We start from the raw sequence: 23,639 nt of genomic DNA, 5'->3' as shown, positions 1-23,639 counted from the left end.
GGGGCTCTATTGACCGACCGACTCATTCGACTAATGCGGATTATCACGATTGTACAGGCTAATCCGGGTATACTCGCAAGAGAACTTGCCGAACGATGTGAGACATCCGAACGTACCATATATCGGGATATGGAGGCACTGAGCGCGATGCATATTCCGATTACGAATCTAGGACATGGCAAGGGCTACGCCTTTATCAGCAATTTTGCCTTGTATCCCCTGAATTGGACGGAAGAAGAGGCGGCTGCCTTCTCGATGCTGTCTGTCGTGATGGACAAGGTTAAACCGTTGCTTCCTTCGGCCTTTGAACGGGCTTATGAGAAAGTTATGGCTTCTACTCAGAAGAAAAAGATCGAACAGGCCAATATTGCCCAGCAGGTATCGAACATCATCCATCTGGGGAGACGGACGGACTGGGAAGAACAGCCATATTATTTAATGCCGATTATATTGGCAAGCCTTTCGCAGCACACGATAGAAGCAGAGTATCATCCCGTTTCTCACGAGGAAGAGGTCACTGTGCTGCGAATTGATCCATACTGCCTTATTCCACAGGAACGGCGTTTTTATATGCTTGGTTACTGCCATTATCGATCAGCCGTCCGAACGTTCCGCATCAGCCGCTTCCGTAATGTCCGAGTCCTTCCCCGTACCTTCTCTAAAGATAAAATGGAAATAGAGGCCTTTTTCAGACATACGTGGGGGATGAAGGGGGGGGATAACACAACACGCTTTGTGGTCCGTTTCTCATCTGAATGGGCAGATATCGTTCGGGCTGAAGAATTGTTCGTAAAACCGGAAATTCAGCAAATGTCGGACGGAAGCCTGCTTTTCGAAGTCGTAGTTAATAATGAAAACGAATTTTTAACCTGGCTGAAAAAGTTTGGACCTGGCGCTGAAATTCTTCACCCCACGGCTCAACGCAAGCAATTTGCCGATATGCTGGCTGACTGGAGCCGAATGTATCTTCAACCGGAACACGGAACATAGACAGCACAAAGCAAAACTCCGGTGATGAAAGCCGAAGGGTGAGCGCATGGTTTATTTTTTGAACAAATCAGCCAGATTGCCGAATGGATTATAGGGCTCGCTATCGTCCTCATCGTTACTGGAGTACACCAGCTTGGATCCTGAGCCTTCATCTTCGGTGGCGCTGTTCGTCTCCATCACAAGTCTGTCAAAATAGCGCATAAATACCTGCGCGGTGTTTAACGCGTCATCCAGAGCGCTATGCTGGCGGCCATCAAATTCAATCTGACACAATTCCAGCACCTGGGCAAGACTGAGCTGACGGTATTTTCCCTGCTCGCTTAAAAGCCGGGAAATCTGCTTCTGGATATCATTTGTATTCACGATCCAGGACAGATCAACATGATGTGTGCGGCAGTGTGAAACCAGCTTCATTCGGTCATCCGGTCCCCAGGCGCATAAGCTGTAGGCAGGATCGGTACCCAGCCATTCGCTAAACTTCTTTATTGCTGCAGGAAAAAGGGGAGCGGCATCGATATCTTTCTGTGTAATACCGGTAAAACGCACGGTTTCTGCGGTAAGCACGGGTCTATTGGAGGGGCGGACGTAAGTATGGAAGGTATCTGTAATCTCCAGTCCTGCCCCTCGCTTTTCTATTTTAACTGCGCCTATATCTATGATCTCAGATGAGTAACGGGTGTCACGGCTGACTGTAAACTCCAGGTCGTATATAATGTAGACCATTTAAATTACTCCTTTTGCATGTATTCTTTATATCTTACCTGTAAATGAACCATATGTCAGCCTAAGCGGACAGAGTTAACCGTAAGAAAAATGTTTTATCGACGTTGAAAACTGATTCATTCGATAATCTTAAAAAAGAGAGTGGAGCGCATGCAGTCAAGCGTGCTCCACTCTCTTATGTTTTTAGTGCTCTAAAAAGCGAGATTAGGCAGGGAGTTTAATTTTTTGACCTGGATAAATCCAGTGCGCGTTTTTAATTTTATTCAGCTTTTGCAGCTCCTGCCAGGTTGTTCCGTGTTTCTTGGAGATAGAATACAGCGTATCACCGGCTTTTATTACATATACTTTGCCGGCTGCTGCCTCTGGAGCTTGTGGTGTGCTTGGCTTAGGCGCAGGCACTGGTGCAGGCTCTTGTACCTCGGGTACAGGAGTTGGTTCTGGTGCAGGTGCTGGTTCCGGAACAGGGGTTGGTTCAACAGGAGCAGGTACAGGCTCAGCGCCCGTATTGCTGCCTCCGGCAGCTTCAGTGATGCGTCCGTCTGTCTGTACATTGACAGCGCCAAGCTCCTGCATATAGCTGATCAGCGCCTCATCCAGCGAACCGAACATGCCTGCTTGCGGGTATTTTGTAAACACGGTGTATTGGTCGCCGCCTACGGCTGTAAAGTCATTGGTGGCCAGTGTATAGGTTGCCGCCGGATCGTATGCTTTGCCGCCGATCATCAACGAAGTGACACGGCTGCCTGCAGCCGCAGACGTATCAATCTGGAACGTCATGCCGGACACCTGCGGAAATCCGCCGCTTGGTTCCGGGTAGGCAGCTACACCGTTCTCAAGCGCAGCTTTGATATCCGCACCGGTTACTTCGAGGGTGACTACTTGGTTGCCAAAAGGAAGCACGGAAATGACCTGGCCTTTGGTAACGTCACCGGCAGGAATGGAGGTACGGATGCCGCCGCCATTCGTCAAAGCCACATCGGCACCGCTCACATCCCGGATTGCATCGGCAACCAGATCACCCAGGTTGGTCTCACCAGCACGCACGTTTTCACGTTCCCCGTTCAGGTTAACCGCACTGTTGGCGACCTTCTCCTCCAGAATCGGCTTTTGTTCAGCCTGGATGGACTTCACCAGAGCGTCTACTTCAGCATCAGGCTGGATATCTGCGGCTTCCTTGGCGTCCACCAGCGTTGCTTTTTTGCTGACCACGTCGTTATTTTCATCAAGATAGAGGTCAACCACGCCGAGGAACTTGGAATATTCTCCAGTGCTTGCAATCAGTGTACCGTTGCCGCCAACCAGTCCATCCTGCAGTACAGTATGGCTGTGACCGTCGATGAAGACGTCGATGCCCGGCACTTCCTGGGCAACTTTCAGGCTGGTATCCACACTGGACTTATCCTGCCCAACATGACCCACGGCAACAACTACGTCAACCTGATCCTTGATCTCGTTCACAATCGCCTGTGTTTCTTCTGCAGGGTTGGCAAAATCGATACCTTCCACATTTTTAGGGTTGGTTTTGTATGCTGTTTCCGGTGTTGTAAGGCCAATGATGCCGATTTTTACACCGTCTACTTCTTTAATGACATAAGGTTTGAACAAGCTGTTGCCATCCGCTTGCTTCACATTGGCGCTAATCAGCGGAAATTTCATTTCACCGGACAGCTTGACGAGCTGTTGCCAGCCGTAGTTAAATTCATGGTTGCCTGGTGCCATGGCGTCGTAGCCCATCTCGTTCATGACTTTCACAACACTTTCACCGTTGACAAGTGTAGCGAAGGTAGTGCCATGAACGGAGTCACCAGCATCGAGAAGGAGCGTATCCGGATTCTCCCCGCGATACTTGTCAATGATACCGGCCAGCTTGGCGTAACCCATTTCTTCCTTGTTCTCGACGGCATGGGAATGCACGTCATTGGTATGTAAAAGAGTAATGTGCTTGCTGCCTTCAGGAGCAGCGGCCCCACTAGTGGTCACCGGAGCTGCGGAGACAGCGGCCCCGAAGCTGCCGAACAATACGCTGGCGCTCAGCACGGCGGAAGAAAGCTTTTTCCATTGATTCATTGAATTCATCATCCTCCTACAACATATAAATGCAAATCTATCATAGCTGTTATTTTATCAGAGAATTGTAAAGAAATCCTGTGTTTTGCGTAAAAATAGATGCCATGGAACTGACAAAGTACCAAATTGCTCTTAGGAATTATTGAAAGAGTTTGGCGTAACCGGCTTTCTTCAATCTATATCCGTAAACCCGGCATAGCCGAATTTCTGCTCCGTAGGTGATATCCAGAACTTCGATGCTTCCCTGGGCAGGCCGATGCGCGGGAGATAGACGTCCAGCGGCTCTCCGGGGAGCAGAGGCTGGCCTTCACTCAGCAGCAGCACTGCAAACTGGTTGGCCTGCCGTTCCCATTTTCCGGGTTGAAAATAGGAGTGCTCCTCCAGAAAAAACCGGCTGATCCCTTTATGAAGCCGGTCATGCCCAAGCTCATGGGCGCATACATAACGCTCCCACTCGGGTGTAAGGCCATTATGAAGCACAATAAAGCGACGCCGGAGCTTACGGAAGTAAAGCCCCTTCGTGGTCTTACCCAAATCTGTGTAGCGGATATGTATGCCGAGTGAGCGGGCGATATCAAATGGACAGTTGGTTCGGTATTTTTTAACCAGCTTCTGTATCATCTCATGCATTGTCTTCACCTGCTATCGGTTGATAAATGGACATTCGGCCTCATTTCTTCTTGGAGGCAGGGGGCTTGCGTTTGTTCATTTGCTTGGCTTCCCAGAACAGTCCTGTGAGCACATCCTTAATCCGCCTCTTGTCTTCCTCATCAAGTGGTATGCCGTCGAACATCAGCTCCCCATCTTCTTCAAGCATTTTCTTGAAGTCGCGGCGGTCTCTGGAGGTGGCCCAGGAAGGGGAAGCGGCTGTTGCCTCCTCGCTTGCGTCATTTTCCAGATACCCCGCCTGCTTCATGATCTCGGCGTAAGGCACCGATAGCGAATCGGCAATCTTACGGATCGTAGCGGGCTTCGGAATGCCCCGCAAGCCGTTCTCAATGCGTGATATTTGTGAATTGCTAATGCCTGCTGCTTCAGCCAGTTGATTAATGCTTACCTTTCTTTGTTCTCTCAATTGTTTCAGGTACTTACCGAATGAAGGGTTTTGCACGATGACGGACACTCCTTTAAACAGGATCCAAAGCACAGCGCTGGCGAGCTTACAAGCTAACCAGCCCATGTAATACTATAAATCCGTGATGCCAAAAGGTAAAGAAAAATGGTCATAATCATGCCAAAAGGTATAGAAAATGAAAGCTCGGACGTTTTTTTCTGGGCAAAACGGGCTAATATGCGATTTGGTTCATCCACCAGGAAGTGGTATATTGTGGTTAATATACGAACAAAAACACGAACAAAATATGAAAATTGTATGCAACGCATGAAGAATCGCTTATATGAAAAAACAGCAGAGATCCTTCACTGCACTTAAATCATTGCCAAAAGGCATAACAAAGGAGACTGGCTGATGAATACCTATTTGCCTGAATTGGACCGCCGCAAAACACAAGCTGCCATGGAGGCAGTGTTTGAAAAATACCGCATCTACAAAACGATCACGTTCATGGACCGTGAAGTGTCCGTTACGGCATCCTATACAGACAGGCCCCACGGTCCGACGAATCTGACCTCCGATCCGACTGCGCGCACAGCCGTGTATAATGTGGATGCGCCTGCGGCAAGAGCCGCTTATTGTGATATGGTGGATACGATCGTGAGCCGCCTGAATGAACGTGAACAACTGCTGATCAAGGAACGTTACCTGAAGCAGGACGATGTGTTCGACTATAAAATTTACAATCATGTATTTGATCCGCCGGTCAGCAAGGATACCTATATGAAAATCCGCTCCCGGGCCTTTTATAAAATGGCGCTGACTCTGGCCGACCTAGGGTGGCTGCAGCTCGACAGTTTAGGCAAGAAGGCAGCAGTAAAACAATAAGTAGAAAGAAGACAAAACCGGGTTGCTCTACAGGCTTGTCCGGTTTTTTCACGTCTGAATCCGGGTGGTATTATTATATCACAAAATACAGAACACGTGTTCTTATTTATTGGTCGATTGTTAGGGGACACGACGTGTCACGAATTACCATACGGAAACACAGTTCCTGATACCAGTAGTTGCGCCGCTCCTTTCTTCTGTACAGTCGTAGTTTGAAAGATATGAGTCTATACTGTCATATGATGATAATAAGCATATGAGAAAGGGTGATTTATTCATGAGAAAATGTAACTGGTTTGCATTTTTTTTAGTCTTATTGTTGTATATAATGCTGCTTTACTCGTTATATTCAAATGCGTATAACCAATGGTTAATCATTCCGCCGAACTACATAATTCTTATTTTTTCATTTATAGTCTTGATTTTGGCTATACTTGGTTTTCAAGATAAGTCAAGCTGGTTTGCGAAGCTAAGGAGCTGGTTATCAACCATACTTTCTTCAATATTGATCCTCAGTTTAATCATTGTGATGTCATTTACAGCTATGTTTTCTGGAGCAAAAGAATTGCTGACAACAGCACACTCGCCAGATGAAAAGTATACAATAAATTTCTATAGAACTGATGCAGGGGCTATGGGAACCTTCGGTATTTCAGGTGAATTAGAGGGTTCGCTCTGGTTCAAGAAGAAAATTTATTTTGAGCAAAGGGTGGATCAAGTTGATTTTGAATGGGAGAATAGCCACACCATTTTGATTAATAATCACAAATTGGATTTAATGAAGAGTGAGCCTTTAATTATACAATAGAAGGTTCTTAATTGTTGAAACTTGGTAGTGTGAATTAAAAGCCGATTTCCGCAGGGGCATTCCATGCAGAGGTCGGCTTTTTTTGATTTCCGAAAACAAGAATATATGTTCTACTTTTTTCCGTCAATTTCTATCGTTATTTCGGTCGGTATTCGTGCTTTTAAGCATCAGCACATACGTTCTGGTGGTGTAAGATTATAACATCGGGAATGAAGGCAAGGGACAACAACCGAACACCCACACGGTTATCGTGATCCGGCCCATGAGCCATTTTTTCAACTGCGGTTCGCTCTGCTTGCTTCATTTCCGTACCCGGTCTTAGCCGGGATTGAGATTGCAATATAAAAGAAAGGAGGGCTGTGTAATGAATCGGTCCAAGGCTGACATGCTGCATAGCGGACATAACGGATGAGAGAAGCGATGAAGCAGAAAATTGCAGAGCTTGTTCCAGAGCTGCAGGGCAGGATATTCAATATTCAGCCGCCGGAAGGACAGCAGGCCCCGTTTGTTGTGCTTGTACTGGGCGAAGAAATTTGGAAATCAGGCTGGGCCGGATACAGACAGGTTGTTCGGGTCCGATTACATGGCAGCGCGGACGATGCCCCTTTGCGGGACGAGCAGGCACGCAGACTGATTGACGGGTTGCACCGCATCCCGGTTCCGGTAAGCACGGCTGACGGAGCCTCCACGGTAATGTTCCACTATTTGGGCAGCCGTGAAGCAGAGAGCGCGGACAGTAACTCAGGCACAACTGTGCGGGCGCTCCGATTCGGTGTGTATGTACCTGAATCTCAAGACGACGCACTGCAGGAAGCAGAGGATGAATGGCTCGGGTCACTCGCCAACTGGACGAAGAATCAGTTGAATGAAAACTGGATGGTCTACCGTAACCAATGGCCGGCAGATCTTGGCAGTTATTCGATACTGTGGAGAATGACTGGTTATGAAACTCGGCTGCCCGGAGCTTCCATGTATGAAGTGAGGAAAAGCTTTTCAGGCCACGTCATCGCACCTGATCCGGCAAGCGAGCAAGGCAGCGCCATCCTGTTGGCCGAACGGCTCAGCGCACAAATTCAGATTCCGCTGAATGCCGCGCACAAGCGTTATCTGTCGGCCGTAGAGATCAGGGCTGATTTGGAGGCGGATGCGATCCTTGAAGGGCAGCTTCGTCTTACGCTGGCGCAGCGGCAGATCAGGCCAGTCCAGGAGGCTGCACTGATCCGCAGAGTGGAGATGCAACCTATTTTGAAATGAGGTATCCATATGGCAGCAAAAGAAACTACGGCAAAAGCCGTCCGTGAAGACAACGCTCCGCGTTACACACTGGATGAGCTGAAGGCGAAAGCAGAGCAACTGTTCTCTGTAAAGGAAGAAGTATTGGCAGGCGCGTTCTACGGAAGCGGACAAACGGTCTGCTCGGTGGAAGAAGCGAAAGCAAAAATTAATGAATTCATGAAAGCGAAGGTGGAGTAATATGGCAGGCGGAACATGGGAAAACACGAATAAACCGGTATTACCGGGTTTGTATATGAATTTTCAGGCGGCGGCCGCATCGGCGATTCAGGGCGGCTCGCGTGGTACGGTGGTCGTTCCCGTCAAGGCAAATTGGGGACCTGTGCGCGAATTTGTGGAAATTGGCAGTGAGACGGCTATCGGCCAGGTATTCTCTAACGGCACGGAGGACGGGGCAACCGCTTATCCGATCCTGTATTTGGCGCTGCTCGGCGGACCGAAGAAGCTGCTGGCCTACCGTTTGGCGGATGATACGGCTGCTGCGGCGTCGGTAAGCCTGAAAAATGCGGAGGATGCCGAAGTATTAAAGCTGACGGCCAAATATCCGGGCTCTCGCGGTAATAAGTTTGCCGTAACCGTGCAGCCATCCCTCGAAAATAGCGCGGCGAAGGAAATCCGTCTTTATGAGGGAACCAAGCTGCTGAAAACCTTTACGGCCGCGGATCATACGGCTGCTGCTGTAGCGGCGGCAGTCAACGAAGACGGCGAAAATGTATGGGTGACGGCGAAGGCTATGGATGAGGCAGCCGTTCCGGCTGATGTGACAAGTGTGCTGCTTGCAGGTGGTATCAGCGGCAGCAGCAAGCTGACCAATGCTGATTATATTGCCATGCAGGAAGCGCTGGAAGGCCAGGACTTCAATGTACTGGCGCTGGATTATGCGGCGGATATGGCTCTACTGCAAAGCTTTGCCGCCTGGATCAAACGCATTCGTGACCAAGGCAAAGGAGTGGTGGCTGTCTTTGGCGGTTCGCAGACGGACGATACGGCACCGAATGCGGCTGAGCTGGCTGCGGCAAGATCCCTTGCTCTGAATCATGAAGGCATCATTAACGTCGGCACTGGTGTGCGCCTGTCTGGCACGGATTACAGCTCCGCCCAGACTGCTGCGTATGTGGCCGGGCTGATCGCCGGGCAACGGTTGAATCAATCGACAACCTATGCGGTGACTCCGTTCGAGGATGTGACCCGCCGCTGGACCCGTCCGGAGCAGGAAAGTGCCATTAAAAACGGTGTGTTCATTCTTTTCCATGACGGACGCCAGGTGAAGGCGCTGCGTGGCATCAACAGCCTTGTCGTTCCGGCTGCAGGTCAAAACAACGCCTGGAAGAAAATCCGCTCCATCCGTGTCATGGATGCCATCAATGCGGATCTGCAGCGTGCGGCTGAAGAAACTTATATCGGCAAAGTGAACAACACAGAGGAAGGCCGACTTGCCCTGATCGGCGCGATCAAGGAATATCTGGCCCAGCTATCGCTGAGCAATGTTATCGAGCCTTCCGGCTACGATGTCATCCTGGACCCTGCTTATTATGGAGATTCCCCGGTCGTTACACCGGAGCCGGATCAGGTGTTCCTGCAGTGGAATGTGAAGCTGACCGACGTGATGGAACAGCTCTTTGGCACATTTTATGTTCAGTAATTAAATCCAGGGGAGCTGGAAGGCTCCCTCATTCAAACCTAAATTTTGATTATTTCGAGGAGGAAACAATATGTTGGATGCTTCAAGAGTTATTTTGGGAACGTATGGTCAGGCGTATATTGACGGGGTATGGCAGACCCATATCAACAAGCTGGAAGCCAGTGTGGAGATGGAAAAACGTGAGCTGAACCTGGTGGGCAACGACTGGAAGGTGCATAAAAACGGCATTAAAAAAGGCACTGGCACCATGAGTGGTTACAAGGTTACTTCGGACATGATTCAGCGCGGCTTCTCCAAATTCGACATTATCTCCAAGCTGGACGATCCCGAATCTTTCGGACATGAACGTGTTCGTTTGATCCGCTGCATGCCAGATAAGATTCAATTGGCGAACTGGACGGCTGGCGAGGAAGTGCAAGAGGAAACCACGTTTACGTTCGAGGGTTATGAGCTGCTGGATCCGATTGTTGCGGACTAATAGAACAGATTTTTTGGAAATTGCGCTACTTAATTCTTCATTAAAAGGAGACTGAATATGAGCTTGAATGAACATATGACGGAAGAACAAATTTTGGACAGCCTGTTTGAAGCGGCGGAGAAGCTGCCGGAAGAGACAGTGCAAATTCGCCGTCTGGATATGCAGATGGTGCTGCGCGGCCTGACCTCCAGCAAGGTGGACAGCATCCGTGAGCGCTGCACGATCCGCCGCACCGTGAAGGGGCAAGTGGACGAAAAGGTGGACACCGAAACGTTCAACGCCCTGCTGATTTCCGAGGCAACCGCTTCGTTGGAAGTGAAGGGATTGACGCTGAACGGCTGGGGCGATCCGCGCATCACAAGCCGATTGAAGCTGTCTGGTGGTGAGCAGGCGGTACGCCGTATGTTGCTGGCGGGAGAGCTGGATGCCGTAGGGGATAAGGTGCTGGAGCTGTCCGGCTTTGGCGTTGAGATCAGTGACCTAAAAAACTGATCGGCTCCGGGGGAATAACGACGATGCTGTATCACTTGTGGGTACGGCATCACCTCCGTCCCGGAGAGTTTTGGAGGCTTCCGCGCGGCGAGCGGCTGTTGCTGCAGGCTTTTGCGGAAGAGGAAATGAGCCGTCTGGCAGGCCAGGTGTAGCATTTTGTGAGGAGGTGAAAGAAATAGATGGCAAAAAATTTAAATTACCGCATCAATCTGGTCATTGAACCGAAAAACGTGATCAGGGCCAATCGTGAGCTGAGGGCGATGGAGCGGTATTTTGAGCGCATTCAGGGCCGTGTGCTGAAAATCGGTAGAACCCGTATGATGCCTGAAGTGGTGCTGAAGGATAATGCCTCAAAAGGGCTGGACCAGCTTTTGAATAAGCTGAATCGGGTTCGCTCGCAGATTCTCAATGCATCGGGAACCTTTAGTATGAAGGTTACGCAAAGCGGGGAGATGTCTGTAAAAGGATTGGGGCTACTGGCCTTAGAATTGGATGCAAACACTACCGCACTTACCGCTCTAACGGAAGTAATGAAACAGCCACCTTCCGGCACAGCAAGCACAGGAAGTACAGGAAGTACAGCCAGCCCAGGAAGCACAGCCAGTAATCCCAAAAAATGGTATGAGAAAGCAACTTCATTGTTTACTGATGTGAAGAACTTGGGGACAGGCCTACAAAGTGGTGCCTCAGCAGCAGATAACATTAAAAATTTCAGAGAAAAGTTTGTGGATGGTCCTGCTGGTGGACCACCACGCACTAAATTTCAAAAAATAGTAGGCGGAGTTACTGGTGTAGGAACAATTGCATCAAATATCGGTGATGCCGGTGCTAATATTGTGGGTACACTTGGAAAATGGGGAGATGCGGCTTCCGGTCTATTTAAGGGTCTATTGGGTAACAGCGAAAAGCTAATTGGTGGCCCTGCCGGAACAATACTCGACGCCGCTAGTATCGTAACGGCTGAATCAGGAAAAGAAAGGACACAAGCTATTGGCTCTACGGCAGGTGGAGTAGCAGGAGGTGCTATTGGAGGCGCCATCGGGACGATAATTTTGCCAGGGGTTGGGACAGCTGTTGGAGGTTTTGTAGGTAGCATGGTCGGTGATTTTATAGGAGGCAAAGCAGGAGGCCTAATAGCTGACTATGGCCCTGTGATCAAGGAAAAGGTGTCCAGCGCGGCTGGCTGGATTTCCGAAAAGGCATCTAATATTGGTCAAGGAATATGGAACGCTGGAAGTGCAGTCAAGGATTTTGTTGGAGGGAAAGTGAGAGGTTTAATAACTGACTATGGCCCTGCGGTTAAGGAAAAGGCGTCCAATATAGGTCAAGGAATTTGGAAAGCAGGAAGTGCAGTCAAGGATTTTGTTGGGGGGAAAGTTGGTGGTTTAATAACTGACTATAGCCCTGCGATTAAGGAAAAGGTATCCACTGCGGCTGGTTGGGTTTCCGAAAAGGCATCTAATATAGGTCAAGGAATAGGGAAAGCTGGAGGTGCAGTCAAGAATTTTATCGGTGAGAAAGTGGAAGGTTTAGTATCTAACTACGGCCCTGTAATCAAGGAAAAGGTGTCCGAGATCACCGGCTGGCTTTCAGATAAAACCTCCGACATCGGTAAAGGAGTCTCCAAATTCTTTTCATGGGGTAAAAAAGATGAACCGGCCAAGAAAGAAACACCGGCACAGCCAGCAGTGCCTCCAAAACCGGCTGTAGCTCCGGCGGTCGCCCCAGCAGTGTATCCTGCTGTTCCTCCAATGAATAGAGCCGCTATGCCTGTATCGCCTTATGCCTGGCCGCCTAATCTGTTGAATCCTGCAGCGGGTGTTAATCCAATGCTTTCAGCCGCCGCAGGAGCGAACTTAGCGGGTGCGGGGGTAAATCCGGCTGTTAAAGGCAAAGGTGCCCAAGCACCTCAGGTCGTTCAGATCAGCCCTGAGCAAATGACGACCTTGGGAACGTATCTGAAAGACTTCAAAACTGAGACAACCAATCAGATTAGCGTGAACTTCCCGGTGGGAGCCGTGCAGATGACGGTTCATGAGAACACGCTGGACATTGGTGCCATTGTAGCCCAGGTTGCCGCAAGACTGGATGCGGAGCTGCGGAAAGCCGGTCAGAACAGAAAACCTGCAGTGGTCTAAAAATAAGGCGGCCTGACAGAAGGGGAAAGGAGGCAGGCGATGGATTTTATTTTAAAGGATGGACAGGGAGTCTCGTTCAAGTTTCCCGTAAATCCCGAGGAAGTGAGCATTTCACGGCAAAAGGGATATGATACGGTGAATATTTTGAATTATGGCGAATTTGATTTTCCACAGGGGGAGAAGGTGAAGGAGATCACCTTCTCTTCTTTTTTTCCACAAGAGTACGACCCGTCCTATTGCAATTGTGAAGAGAATGAGCTACCCGATCCGATGGCGGCCATGAATACCTTGAACGCTTTTCTGATGTCACAGAAGCCGCTGCGCTTCATCATGACAGAGACGGCAATTAATGTGCCGGTGTTCGTGGCGTCGCATAATTCAACTTTTCGTGGCAATGAACAGGGGGATGTCTCGTTCGATATTTCGCTGCGAACCTGGCGTGATATGAAGATTGCGCAAAAGGCGGGTGTCAGCGGAAAACAGACTGCTGTCAACAAGAAGCAGCGTTCCGACCTGAAAGAGCAGAAGAAATCCTACACGGTGAAATCTGGAGATTCTCTTTCCAAGATCGCCAAGCTGGAGCTGGGAGACAGCTCCAAATGGCAGAGCATCTACACATTAAACAAAAAAATAATCGGCACCAACCCGAATGCGATCAAGCCGGGACAGAAGCTGGTGCTGCCATGAGCTATAAAGTGATTTTGCAGGATAAATATGATTTGTCTCCTCTGGTGGAGTCTATTAATTTGCGGGATTCTCTGGAACAGATTGCCTATCAGGGAACGGTCAACCTGACGGCTGTGCCAGACATGCCTGCATTAAATCCGGGGATGTCCATCCGTGTCAGCGGCATTCCTTACGGCAAGCAGAGTTATGTTCCACTGCTTCATCCGGCGGTCATCTGGGAAGTGGAAAGCTCCAATAGCGGAAATAAAAGAATTACTTTAACGCTGTATGACCGCACCGTTTATCTGGATAAATCAGAGGACGAATACATTTTTCCGGCCAAGCAGACAGCGACACAGCGTTTCAAAAAATATGCTGCGGACTGGGAATTGAAAATCACAGCCCTTCCGGATACGGTGGAGAAGCTTGGCAGGGCGGTGTACCGCACGCAGTCGCTGTATTCCATGATGTTTGCCGATTTGCGGGAAACCGCGAAAATGGGAGGAAAGCTGTATCATCCGCGCATGATTCCAACAGGACTGGAGCTTTATGAGGTTGGATCAAACGCAGATGTTTACATTCTTGAAAGGATCATGGAGACAACGCAGTCTAGAACGTTGGAAGGCGCAGCGACCAAGGTGAAGGTGCTGGCAACGACCGCCAGTGAAACAGGTAAGGAAGTGCCTTCCAAGATCCTTGCCGTTGCCGAAAAGGATACGGAACTGTACGGTACGCTGCAGGCCATTATCCAGGATGATGAGGTCAAGCCCGGTGCTGCCGCACAGAAGCTGGCGAAGAGCAGGCTGTCCGGCATCCGGCAGACCATTTCCGTTACCGCTCCGGATATTAACACAATCCGGGCGGGAGATGCGGTGATGTTCGGCTCAATGAAGCTGATCGTCATCTCCGTCAGCAGGGAACTGGGCAATCCGGGCAGCATGTCGCTTGAGCTTGGCACCTATGACGATGTGAAAAGGAGGTTTTACCTTGAATAAAGATCCGTATACGAATCTCGCCTCCGCGCTCCATTCCACATTCTCGAAGCAAACGAAACAGGCAGTCAGCGGCGTTGGCGCCGTGCTGGGCACCATTACGGCGACCGGATTGAAGCTGGATGACTTCAAGCATGAGCTGCAGGACTACATGATTGCCGAGCTGCCGGGCATGCTGGCTCTGCCGCGCTACATGGGAACCGGCACGACGGCCAAGCTGGAAGAGCCTTATTGGGATGACAAGCAGATCAACACATCCTTTTATATGGAAAAGACGGACATCGAGGATGTGCGGCTTGAGCTGAATCAGGGGTTAAAGCCTGGAGACCGCGTTCTGGCGGTAAGAGTGAACGGCGGCAACGATGTTGTCGTCGTATGCAGGGTGGTGAGCGCAGGTGCCTAGTTTATTTCCGGAAACGGGCGAAATGACCTGGACCGATGTGACCGAAACCGAGCTGCTGGAGGGAGTAACGCCGGTATTCGGCAGGAGCTGGCGTTTTGATTTTGATGCCGGTGAATTTATTACGACCCCTACTCGCAAAATCGCGGTGGCGGATGAAAAAGAAGCCTGGGTACAGTGGTGCGAGAAAGCGATCCGTACTCCCAGATACCGGCATGTGATCTACTCACGCGACTATGGCAGCGAGCTTGAGGAGTTAATCGGCAGCAGCTTTGGGCATGCGGTGCAGGAAAGCGAAATCCAGCGGATCGTGACCGAAACGCTGCTGGCAGATGCCCGCACAGAGGCTGTAGACCAGTTCACTTTTTCCTGGGAGGGTGAGGCATGCACCTTTACCTGCCGTATTCGTAACGTAAGAGATGAAACCGAGATAATAGAAAGCGTGGTGATCTAATGGCGGATTTACCGGAACTGCCGGAATATTTGCAGGAACAGACGGAAGATGGAATTATGCAGCGTATGCTGGACAAGGTGCCTTCGGATATTGATGCCTCTGAAGGCTCTTTTATTTGGGACGCGCAGGCTCCGGTTGCTTTTATGCTGTCCGAGGCAGCAATCTGGGCGCAGGAGCTGCTGCGCCGCGGATTTGCCAGCACGGCTGCCAGCGAAACAGAGGATTATCGTTCACCTGAGCTGGATTTGCGTGCAGCCGAGCACGGCATTACCCGGCGTGAAGCGGTGGCGGCGTCCGGGAGTGTTCTTTTTAAAGGAACCCCTGGCACGGTTGTGCCCGCCGGAACGGTTGTAGCCACCCCGGCGGATGATGTGTCCGGCGAGCAATCCATCGAGTTTTTGACAACGACGGCCGTCACTTTGGATGAGCAGGGGGTTGGGGAAGCGGCTATCCGGGCGGTAAACCCGGGCAGCAGTGGCAATGTCCCTCCACATGTGATCCAGATTGTTTCGTCAGGAGTCCGTGGTGTCATCTCGGTTACCAATCCTTTGGCGACCAGAAGCGGTACCGACGTGGAGAGCGATCAGTTGCTGCTGGAGCGGTTCTATGCCAAAGTACGCAACCAGGGAACGAGTGGCAATAAGGCTCATTATATTGAATGGGCAAACGAAATTGCCGGCGTTGGCGGTGTTAAAGTCCAGCCTCTATGGCAGGGACCTGGAACGGTGGCTGTTTATTTATTGGATACCGATAAGCAGGCCGCAAGTGAAGATATCGTTAAGGCGGTGCAGCAAAGCATTGATCCCACTCAGGATGGTCAAGGGGAGGGCAAGGCCCCTGCCGGGCCGATCGTCACGGTGATGGCAGCGACCGAGATCCCGATTAACGTATCGGTTAAGGTTCAGCGGACCGCAGAGCAGCCATCCACACTGCCTGAGGTGCAGAGGAAGATTGAAGACGGCGTGAGGGAGTATCTAAAAACGTTGGCTTTTAATGCAGACGACCCGCTGGTGCGTTATACGCGCATAGCTTCCATTTTGCTGGATATTCCAATCATTATTGATTACTCGGATCTGCTCGTTAACGGGATGAGTAATCAAAATATTGAGATTAAGACCGGCCAGGTAGCGGTACTGGGGACGGTGAGCGTCAGTGAGTAATTTGGAGATGAGCAGCAGGGGAAGCGAGCTTTTTTCCTATTTGCCGTCGTATTATAACACCTCAAGAATTATGGGTTCGATGATGGATACCCAGGGTGGGGAAATGGAACTGCTGTATGCGGCGCTGAACGAAACGGTGGATCAGTTTTTTGTCAGCACGGCGACCTGGGGCTTGAAGCGCTGGGAACGTGAACTGGGGATTGTAACGGATTTGACCAAGCCGATAGAGCAGCGCCGTGCTGTAGTGGAGTCGAAGCTGCGGGGGGCCGGTTCTTTTACCGGCCGTCTTGTGAAAAATGTGGCTGAGGCGTATGACGGCGGAACGGTGGATGTTACTTTTCAACCGCAGGAGTGGAGTTTTACGGTCAAGTTTGTCGATACGATTGGCATTCCGCCGAATCTTGAGGATCTGAAGGCCGTTATTGAAGAGATCAAGCCTGCCCACTTGGCGGTTGAATACGAATTCAGCTACCTGCTGATCCGCGATATTCATGAAGTGATGACCCTGGCCGAGATGGAGCAGACCTTATTACAAAAATTTGCGGGAGGTGTCCGTCTGGACGGGCAGCGTGCTTAATATGGAGACATGTGCAGTCGCGGACATATTGATTGGACAACGACTGTTTGTTTTGAAGTCTTGATAGCCTGAAATGAATGAAGAGGTGAGAATTTTGAGCGAGAATACGCCGAAGTTGGATTTGTTAATGAAAGACCCGACCTTGGATGGCCACGAATATTTTAATGTGAAAACGATGATGAACGACAACTGGGAGAAGATTGATCAGTTTGCTGGCGACGCTAAGGCGAGCATTGAAAGTCTCGAAGATCGTTTGAACACAAAGGCTGAGGAAGAAGTTGTCCTCAATGGGGGAGTTCAGATTGTTGATGCCGTCAAGGCGGCTCCGTTCAACTTGACCGGCCTTAAAGGCCGAACGCTAGTTAACCTTTTGGGACGATTGGGCGGGATGGAGTCATTAACAGGCATCGGACGCAGCAACGCAACCACAGCGCTTGATGCGTCCAACAAAACAATTGGGTCCTATAGCTTGAAGGTAACAACGTCCATTTCGCCCGCGAGCGATTCGGGTATAGCGTACATACCCATGTCTGGCCTGAAAGTGGGCGGGTATTACGTGCTTATCGCTGATGGAAAGAACGGGAACGCATCTACAGGGCTTTATGTTGGGTGGGGTGGTGGTTTTAATCCGGGTTATACCGACGTAATAACTGCAACCGATAAATTTACAACTGTTTGGAAAAAGATTCAACCAAACGTGAGTGCAGGGAATATAGACCTGGCAGTAAACGGGGCTGTTGGTCAGTACGGTTACTTTGATGCTGTTCGCGTCTACGAAATCAGTTCTGCCGAATACGCAGCACTGGACAGCATGACTTCCGACCAAGTAGCCGCAAAGTATCCTTATGTAGATAGTGTGACACCTGTCCGTAATCCGTATGCGATCCGGTACGGGGAGAACCTTTTTCCGACGTTTTATGAGCGAAGAGATGCACCCTTAAACGGGGCATCATTAACCGTGAACAGCCCTTATAATGCACAGATGACGACAACAGCGACCAATCAATATGTAGGGGCTGACGGAATAAATATAAAGCCGGGCTGTACCATTACGTTAAGCGTCGGGGATAAAAGTTCGTTGACGTGGGGGTATATTAACGAGTACGACCGCGAAAATACAATGCTTAAACAGAACGTATTAAAGACGCTGCCCGCAATCATTACATTAAATGAGAATACCGTGTCTTTAGGTGTTTTTTTCGGTAATGGTGAGAGTGTCGGGTTTATTAGCGTAACTGATCCAATGCTAAACATTGGCAGCGAAGCCCTACCGTTCGTACCGCGTGAGGACGCTTTACTTGCGCTGCAAACGGATCTGTACGCCGATCCGGTGACAGGAGCGAATGCTGATTCGGTATTTGAACAGAGCGGGCAGTATTTCAAGGCTAAGAAGTGGCAGCGGCTTGTGTTAGACGGGTCCCAAAATTGGATATGGTCAGTGTCATCGTATACGGGTTATAAGTTAGTACAACCAAGTTCAAACGGTAATTATGAAGTATTAAACAACCCCGTTAATGATTCTGGATGGCTCGTTAAATATGATGGGAAATTATTAAGCAGAATTTCTTCTGGAGTGTTACCATCATCGGGGGATCAGCAGACTGTTACCGGGACTTACAACGGGGGCACTTATAACGCTTTCAACTTAACTATATCCAATGCTGACAGCGGATGGGGAGACAACTACACACCGACACCCGACGAGATCAAGGCGTATTTCTTGGGATGGAAGATGGTCGTTTTAGGTGAACAAATCGGAAACAGCGTCTATAATGGTACAGGCACAAAAGGTTGGTCAGATATTGTTATAGTAAAAAATCAACCCACTTCAACAAATGCTGTTTCAACTTTACCTACGACTCCAGCCGCCAGAAAATTGGACAATTTTGAAATTGATTATTATGAACTTGTATACCAACTCGCAACGCCTACCGTTGAGCCAATTGTTTCTGAGGGTCAGCTCACGTTCAACGAGGGCAGTAATCAGGTGGAAGTGGGCACGGGGATTGTCTTGCGAGAAGCTGCGAAGCCGCAGTGGAGCGGAGGACAATACTGGATAAATGGAGCTACAGGTGCATCGTCTAGATTAAACAATAAACCTCTGAAAATTTTGCAAGTATACAAAAACGGAAAGAAAGATTTGTGGTCTGTTATAGGTCATTCAACAGGGGATCAGACATCATATGGACTTTCACAGGCAGCAAAACCAGCTTATCAATACGACCCATCCGCAGCTTACAGCGCCACGTATTTAATGCTTGCAACGTCACCGGTACAGACCATCACCGGAACCTATGCCGGAAATGAAAAGTCATTGCTGGAGGACTTGGTGGATAGCGTCACGCACCAGGAGATACGACTTGCGGCCGTCGAGAATAAGAAGGCTGAAAAGGATAGCCCTGTAGTATGGATTAGACCTACACTGCTTTATGGTTGGATTGGCGGAACTGCGATGTTCACAAAGTTAGAAAACGGGCTAGTAGTTTTAAGGGGTGTTATACAAAACGGTACTACAAATGCGGGAACACTGATATTCCAATTGCCAGCAGGTTTCCGGCCATCTCAATCCATGGAAATTAGGGCTAGATCATATAATGGGAGCGGAGATTCAAGCAACTCAACAATAATCATAAATCCGGACGGCAAAGTAATTATACAGAATGTGGTATATTCAACTTTGTGGTTGGACGGGATTTCCTTTGTGGCAGAACAATAAAAGGAGGACTCATAAATCATGAAAGCAGTCCCGAAAGTTGATACTGACGGCCTCTTTATTGAGGACGTAATCACGGACGATTCCTTTACTGGAGTCGTCCCTTTTTATGCCGATCAACCCGTGACGGCAGACGAGCAGCCGGAAGGGGAGCCGCAGCCTGCGGGGTACATCATCGGCGTTCCGGTCCTAGTCGGACTGTTCAAGCCCCGGTTTGACCTCATGGCATGGGAAGCGTATCAGAAGGTTGTCAGCGCCGCCCTGGACGAATATCAGGGCACATATGACGAGTGGACCGCACTGCCCGAGGAAGAGCGCGGCGAGGCTCCCATATATGTTTCGCCAGAGCAACCGATCCTTTGGGTTGAGGGGTTGACACAGGAAGAAATCGACGAGTTGACCAAGCCGCCGGCGACGGAAACACCAGAAGAAAAGATGGCCCGGCTTGAACAGGAGAACGCTTTGCTCAAAGCGCAGAATGCCGCCCTGTCCGAGAGAGCCGATTTTATTGAGGACGTCGTTGCTGAAATGGCTCTGCAGGTGTATCAGTGATTACCCGGCTGCTCTTGTGGCTTTTATTCCGTGGTAGGGGAGGTGAGACTATGATGGCGATGTTTTTTGCTCAACGTGTTATCTTGGGTAAGACAAAGTATGCAGATGTGCCTGCAACACTGCAGGCTGGAGTGAAGGGGATTTTGGTTGACAGCGGACTTGAATACTTGGTCGAATAGTTTGTGCGCCGAGAGGCGCTATTTTTATTCCTTCTGAGCCGACCGCGGGCTTTTGTTATGACAGGGGAAGTGGATTGGATAATTGGAATACAGTAAACAGTTGGAGGCAACTTTACTTAGACTTTAACTGGCTATTTAAATTTGATCGCTCAGTATGGCCCATTGAAAGCAAACGAGGTGTCTGTATAAAGATATTTAGTCTCTTGAGAAGCGATGTAGATGTATTTAATAGCTATTAACGAGTAGAGAGGTGAGAATTTTGAGCGAGAATACGCCACAGTTGGATTTGTTAATGAAAGACCCGACATTAGATGGTCATGAATATTTTAATGTGAAAACGATGATGAACGACAACTGGCAGAAGATTGATCAGTTTGCTGGCGAAGCGAAGTCTAGTATTGAAGAACTCGAAGATCGATTGAATACAAATGTTGAAGAAGAAGTTGTCCTCACAGGAGGAGTGCAGATCGTTGATGCCGTGAAGGCTGCACCGTTCTCTTTGAAAGGATTGGAAGGCCGGACGCTGGTTAACCTGTTGGGTCGAGCTGGATCGATGGAGAGTCTTGCAGGATGGACTTCTAATAACTCATCCGCAACGCTAGCGCTTGATGCAAATAACAAAGTTTCTGGCTCAAATGGGTTGAAGGTGACTGTTGTTAGTAGCCCAGCAGTAATTAGTAAGTATAATACCCCTCTGAAATATGGGAGTGGAGCGCCTTTTTATCTTGTGCGAGCCTACGTCAAAAACGGAAATCTGGTAGGGACAGGTGCCAGAGCTTATATTCAACTTACAGACGAAAAAGTTTATGCTAGCGAAATGAGTACAACCGATACAACTAAATTTAATTTTTGCTATGCTGTTTATGATGCTAGTAAAGCAACAGCTACTCCGGCGGTTTATTGCGTGGCAAGGGGAGGTGCTGGACAATCAGCATACTTCGACGAGATAGCAGTTTACGAGATTACAGCAGAGGAAGCGACCGCAATTGCAAGTATGACTTCCGAACAGGTAGCCGCGAAATATCCCTACGTAGACAGCGTTATGCCTGTCCGTAATCCATATGTGATCCGGTACGGGGCTAATTTGCTGCCGCCGTTTTATAAATGGATGAGCAAGGGGGTGATTAATGTAGCATCTCCTTACACAGCTACCCTTAACTCAACAAAAACAGTAGAAACAGCATGTTGGTACGAACTCGCTGTATTACCCAACACAGACTATACATTTAGTGTCGGATCAAACGGATCGACGATTTCTGTAACCGACGGTATATCCAGCATCATTGTTAGTAATACGAATGCCACGAGTGTCACTTTTAATACAGGAGTGCACAAATGGATAAGAGTTTATGTGACAAATTACACCACTGGTAGTAGCACACCACAAATTGGTGATTTTACGTTTTCCAATCCTATGCTTAATATCGGCGACAAAGCTCTGCCATTCGTACCCCGTGAGGATGCTATGTTAGCACTGCAAACAGATTTATATGCCGATCCATTGACCGGAACAAGTGCCGATTCCGTATTTGAGCAGAATGGGCAGTATTATAAGGTAAAGAAATGGCACCAATTCAAAATTGACAGCAATATTACGTTTGTAAATGCGTTTTCCACAACGGGAAGGAAGCAAATAGCTATCAGGTTGCCAGCAGCGGGTGAAATAAATTCTGAGCTTGTAACTAAGTTCACGGGCTCCATTCTACAGACGGATCAAAATATGGCGGGACCTGATAGATCAGGTATTGACTATGGGGACCGTACAATTTTGCATATATCTATATCCAATGAGGATAGTGGATGGGGCGATAACTACGCACCGACAACCGCTGAGATTAAGGCATATTTCCTGGGTTGGAAGATGTTTGACAAATCTCTAACTGCAGGTGATGGTAATTCGCCGTATAATGGATCAGAGGAGACTAATAAGCTTTGGACTCCTTTGGATTCATACAACGGTGTGCGTTACTATGGGTGGTGGTCAGGGCCAGGGGTACCTACGGCAACGCCCAGCACGTTTAATAGTGATAACTATACAAAAGCCCGCGATATTACGCCTTATGAACTTGTTTATCAACTAGCAATACCGACCGTCGAGCCGATTGTTTCCGAGGGTCAGCTTACGTTTAACGAGGGTAGTAATCAGGTGGAGGTGGGTACGGGAATCGTGTTAAGGGAAACTGTTAAGCTGGACGATAGGGACCCACTAAACGTGTATATAAACTCTATAAATTCTGGTACGAGGTTGAAGTATCGTTCGGGAAAAATACTTGCTGTATACAAAAACGACATTAATGATTTTTCATGGTATAAGGGAACGTCTGTTTATAACAACGAGTTTTACGCCTATGGTCAACTATCAAGATTACACTTTGATCCTAACGTAACATATAGTGCTTCGTACTTGATGCTGACAACAGCCCCAATTCAGTCAATGATCGGAACATATGCTGCAAATGAAAAATCGTTGTTGGAGGATTTGGTAGATAGTGTCACGCAGCAGGAAGTTCGCTTGTCTACCGTTGAAAATAAAAAGTTGGAAAAGGATACGGCTTCTCCTATACTGACTCCAACTTTGATAAACGGCGTAACGTTGGAATTAAGCACTACACCTGTAGAAATCCGAAAAATGTCAGACGGTCTTGTTTTACTGCAAGGGTCTTTGAAATTCTCTGGATCTTCTTCATCAATCACAGCTTTTACATTACCTGTAGGATACAGACCTAAACAGACGTGTGTGGTTTTATGTTCCGGATATGGCTCCACTAAGGGGGATCTACTTGTCAGAAGCATTGTCGGCTCTGATGGAAACGTATCCTTTGTTCCTCCCGAGGCAATGATTTGGGTCAGATTAGATGCTATAAAGTTTTATGCACACAATTGAAAGGAGGCCGTAGAGGATGAAACTAGTACCGAAAGTCGATATAAACGGTTCCTTTATTGAGGACGAAATCATGGACGATTCCTTTTTCGGGGTCGTCCCTTTTTATTCTCAGTGGGGAGAAACGGACGGTGGCGGCGAATACAAAGAGCCGGAAATCGCAGGCTATGTTATTGGTTACGTCGTCCCTTCCGGATTGTACAAGCCGCGCTTTGACCTGGTAGCCTGGGCAACATATCAGGAAGCCGTCAGCGAATACCAGGCAGCATGTGCCAAATGGTCTGCTATTCCTGAAGAAGAGCGCGGTGAGGCTTCTATGTATGTGTCGCCGGAGCAGCCGAAGCTATGGATCGAGGGACTAACTCCCGAGGAGATTGCTCAGCTGCAGTCCGAAGGGGATCTTTCCATAGCCATCAAGGGGAAATGGTATCATGCTATATTTCGCAAAAGGTCGGTGTAACCCTATGCGCAACAAACCGGCAGTAGGAAGGA

The 23,639-nt window shown here is 48.9% G+C and carries 25 protein-coding genes; 21 read left to right on the top strand and 4 right to left on the bottom strand.

Translation table 11 applies throughout. The features are described 5' to 3' along the window. Nucleotides 1–9 precede the first annotated feature (9 nt). Nucleotides 10–990, top strand: a complete 981-nt coding sequence (locus OIN60_RS19910; protein WP_305756619.1) for a helix-turn-helix transcriptional regulator — start codon at nucleotides 10–12, stop codon at nucleotides 988–990. Between the two features lie 51 nt (nucleotides 991–1,041). Here the strand turns inward: OIN60_RS19910 and OIN60_RS19905 are convergent, their stop codons facing one another. The 4 genes from OIN60_RS19905 to OIN60_RS19890 all read right to left on the bottom strand — a co-directional run bounded on the left by OIN60_RS19905 (nucleotide 1,042) and on the right by OIN60_RS19890 (nucleotide 4,891). After that, nucleotides 1,042–1,713 carry a 3'-5' exonuclease gene (locus OIN60_RS19905; RefSeq protein ID WP_305756618.1) on the bottom strand — a complete coding sequence of 224 codons (672 nt, stop codon included), beginning with the start codon at nucleotides 1,711–1,713 and terminating at the stop codon, nucleotides 1,042–1,044. Between the two features lie 204 nt (nucleotides 1,714–1,917). Then, complete coding sequence (locus tag OIN60_RS19900; RefSeq protein ID WP_305756617.1) at nucleotides 1,918–3,780, bottom strand: 5'-nucleotidase C-terminal domain-containing protein; 1,863 nt, start codon at nucleotides 3,778–3,780, stop codon at nucleotides 1,918–1,920. Nucleotides 3,781–3,951: 171 nt separating this feature from the next. Beyond that, nucleotides 3,952–4,410: an ImmA/IrrE family metallo-endopeptidase gene (locus tag OIN60_RS19895; RefSeq protein WP_305756616.1), complete on the bottom strand. Its 459-nt coding sequence runs from the start codon at nucleotides 4,408–4,410 to the stop codon at nucleotides 3,952–3,954. A 40-nt stretch (nucleotides 4,411–4,450) separates the two neighbouring features. After that, nucleotides 4,451–4,891, bottom strand: a complete 441-nt coding sequence (locus tag OIN60_RS19890; protein ID WP_305756615.1) for a transcriptional regulator — start codon at nucleotides 4,889–4,891, stop codon at nucleotides 4,451–4,453. A gap of 357 nt (nucleotides 4,892–5,248) precedes the next feature. On the opposite strand from OIN60_RS19890, the gene OIN60_RS19885 reads away from it, so the two are divergent. The 20 genes from OIN60_RS19885 to OIN60_RS19790 all read left to right on the top strand — a co-directional run bounded on the left by OIN60_RS19885 (nucleotide 5,249) and on the right by OIN60_RS19790 (nucleotide 23,607). Next, nucleotides 5,249–5,722 (top strand): ArpU family phage packaging/lysis transcriptional regulator, encoded by a 474-nt coding sequence (locus OIN60_RS19885; protein ID WP_305756614.1) that lies wholly within the window; start codon nucleotides 5,249–5,251, stop codon nucleotides 5,720–5,722. Nucleotides 5,723–5,999: 277 nt separating this feature from the next. Then, the gene (locus OIN60_RS19880; RefSeq protein ID WP_305756613.1) at nucleotides 6,000–6,530 is read left to right on the top strand and encodes a DUF5412 family protein; all 531 of its coding nucleotides are present in this window, start codon (nucleotides 6,000–6,002) and stop codon (nucleotides 6,528–6,530) included. A gap of 420 nt (nucleotides 6,531–6,950) precedes the next feature. Next, the gene (locus tag OIN60_RS19875; RefSeq protein ID WP_305756612.1) at nucleotides 6,951–7,784 is read left to right on the top strand and encodes a hypothetical protein; all 834 of its coding nucleotides are present in this window, start codon (nucleotides 6,951–6,953) and stop codon (nucleotides 7,782–7,784) included. Nucleotides 7,785–7,793: 9 nt separating this feature from the next. Beyond that, nucleotides 7,794–8,003 carry a YqzN/YkzM domain-containing protein gene (locus OIN60_RS19870; RefSeq protein WP_305756611.1) on the top strand — a complete coding sequence of 70 codons (210 nt, stop codon included), beginning with the start codon at nucleotides 7,794–7,796 and terminating at the stop codon, nucleotides 8,001–8,003. A 1-nt stretch (nucleotide 8,004) separates the two neighbouring features. Next, nucleotides 8,005–9,465 (top strand): phage tail sheath family protein, encoded by a 1,461-nt coding sequence (locus OIN60_RS19865; RefSeq protein ID WP_305756610.1) that lies wholly within the window; start codon nucleotides 8,005–8,007, stop codon nucleotides 9,463–9,465. Between the two features lie 70 nt (nucleotides 9,466–9,535). Further along, nucleotides 9,536–9,943 carry a phage tail tube protein gene (locus OIN60_RS19860; protein WP_305756609.1) on the top strand — a complete coding sequence of 136 codons (408 nt, stop codon included), beginning with the start codon at nucleotides 9,536–9,538 and terminating at the stop codon, nucleotides 9,941–9,943. 57 nt (nucleotides 9,944–10,000) lie between these two features. Continuing rightward, nucleotides 10,001–10,435, top strand: a complete 435-nt coding sequence (locus tag OIN60_RS19855) for a phage tail assembly chaperone (RefSeq protein WP_305756608.1) — start codon at nucleotides 10,001–10,003, stop codon at nucleotides 10,433–10,435. 23 nt (nucleotides 10,436–10,458) lie between these two features. Further along, nucleotides 10,459–10,587, top strand: a complete 129-nt coding sequence (locus OIN60_RS19850; protein WP_305756607.1) for a hypothetical protein — start codon at nucleotides 10,459–10,461, stop codon at nucleotides 10,585–10,587. Between the two features lie 27 nt (nucleotides 10,588–10,614). Then, entirely contained in the window at nucleotides 10,615–12,573 is a 1,959-nt protein-coding gene (locus tag OIN60_RS19845; RefSeq protein ID WP_305756606.1) for a glycine zipper domain-containing protein, read from the top strand. A 39-nt stretch (nucleotides 12,574–12,612) separates the two neighbouring features. Beyond that, a complete protein-coding gene (locus OIN60_RS19840; RefSeq protein WP_305756605.1) occupies nucleotides 12,613–13,260 on the top strand; it encodes a LysM peptidoglycan-binding domain-containing protein in 648 nt (215 codons plus the stop codon). Then, nucleotides 13,257–14,234, top strand: coding sequence for an XkdQ/YqbQ family protein (locus OIN60_RS19835; RefSeq protein ID WP_305756604.1), 978 nt, complete (start codon nucleotides 13,257–13,259; stop codon nucleotides 14,232–14,234). The genes OIN60_RS19840 and OIN60_RS19835 overlap by 4 nt, the downstream gene beginning before the upstream one ends. Next, nucleotides 14,227–14,634: a hypothetical protein gene (locus OIN60_RS19830; RefSeq protein ID WP_305756603.1), complete on the top strand. Its 408-nt coding sequence runs from the start codon at nucleotides 14,227–14,229 to the stop codon at nucleotides 14,632–14,634. Before OIN60_RS19835 ends, OIN60_RS19830 begins: the two co-directional genes overlap by 8 nt. Beyond that, nucleotides 14,627–15,085, top strand: coding sequence for a DUF2634 domain-containing protein (locus OIN60_RS19825; RefSeq protein ID WP_305756602.1), 459 nt, complete (start codon nucleotides 14,627–14,629; stop codon nucleotides 15,083–15,085). Before OIN60_RS19830 ends, OIN60_RS19825 begins: the two co-directional genes overlap by 8 nt. Next, nucleotides 15,085–16,245: a baseplate J/gp47 family protein gene (locus OIN60_RS19820; protein ID WP_305756601.1), complete on the top strand. Its 1,161-nt coding sequence runs from the start codon at nucleotides 15,085–15,087 to the stop codon at nucleotides 16,243–16,245. Before OIN60_RS19825 ends, OIN60_RS19820 begins: the two co-directional genes overlap by 1 nt. Nucleotides 16,246–16,252: 7 nt before the next feature. Then, complete coding sequence (locus tag OIN60_RS19815) at nucleotides 16,253–16,822, top strand: YmfQ family protein (protein WP_370872571.1); 570 nt, start codon at nucleotides 16,253–16,255, stop codon at nucleotides 16,820–16,822. Between the two features lie 94 nt (nucleotides 16,823–16,916). Next, nucleotides 16,917–19,538, top strand: a complete 2,622-nt coding sequence (locus OIN60_RS19810; RefSeq protein WP_305756599.1) for a hypothetical protein — start codon at nucleotides 16,917–16,919, stop codon at nucleotides 19,536–19,538. A gap of 18 nt (nucleotides 19,539–19,556) precedes the next feature. Continuing rightward, nucleotides 19,557–20,087 carry a hypothetical protein gene (locus OIN60_RS19805; protein WP_305756598.1) on the top strand — a complete coding sequence of 177 codons (531 nt, stop codon included), beginning with the start codon at nucleotides 19,557–19,559 and terminating at the stop codon, nucleotides 20,085–20,087. Between the two features lie 50 nt (nucleotides 20,088–20,137). Then, the gene (locus tag OIN60_RS19800; protein WP_305756597.1) at nucleotides 20,138–20,266 is read left to right on the top strand and encodes a CD1375 family protein; all 129 of its coding nucleotides are present in this window, start codon (nucleotides 20,138–20,140) and stop codon (nucleotides 20,264–20,266) included. 259 nt (nucleotides 20,267–20,525) lie between these two features. Beyond that, nucleotides 20,526–23,150: a hypothetical protein gene (locus tag OIN60_RS19795; RefSeq protein WP_305756596.1), complete on the top strand. Its 2,625-nt coding sequence runs from the start codon at nucleotides 20,526–20,528 to the stop codon at nucleotides 23,148–23,150. 16 nt (nucleotides 23,151–23,166) lie between these two features. Further along, a complete protein-coding gene (locus tag OIN60_RS19790; protein WP_305756595.1) occupies nucleotides 23,167–23,607 on the top strand; it encodes a hypothetical protein in 441 nt (146 codons plus the stop codon). The last annotated feature ends 32 nt before the right edge of the window (nucleotides 23,608–23,639 follow it).

The organism is Paenibacillus zeirhizosphaerae, assembly GCF_030705605.1.
Taxonomy (GTDB): Bacteria; Bacillota; Bacilli; order Paenibacillales; family Paenibacillaceae; genus Paenibacillus; species Paenibacillus zeirhizosphaerae.
This window is presented reverse-complemented; position numbering and strand designations above follow the sequence as displayed.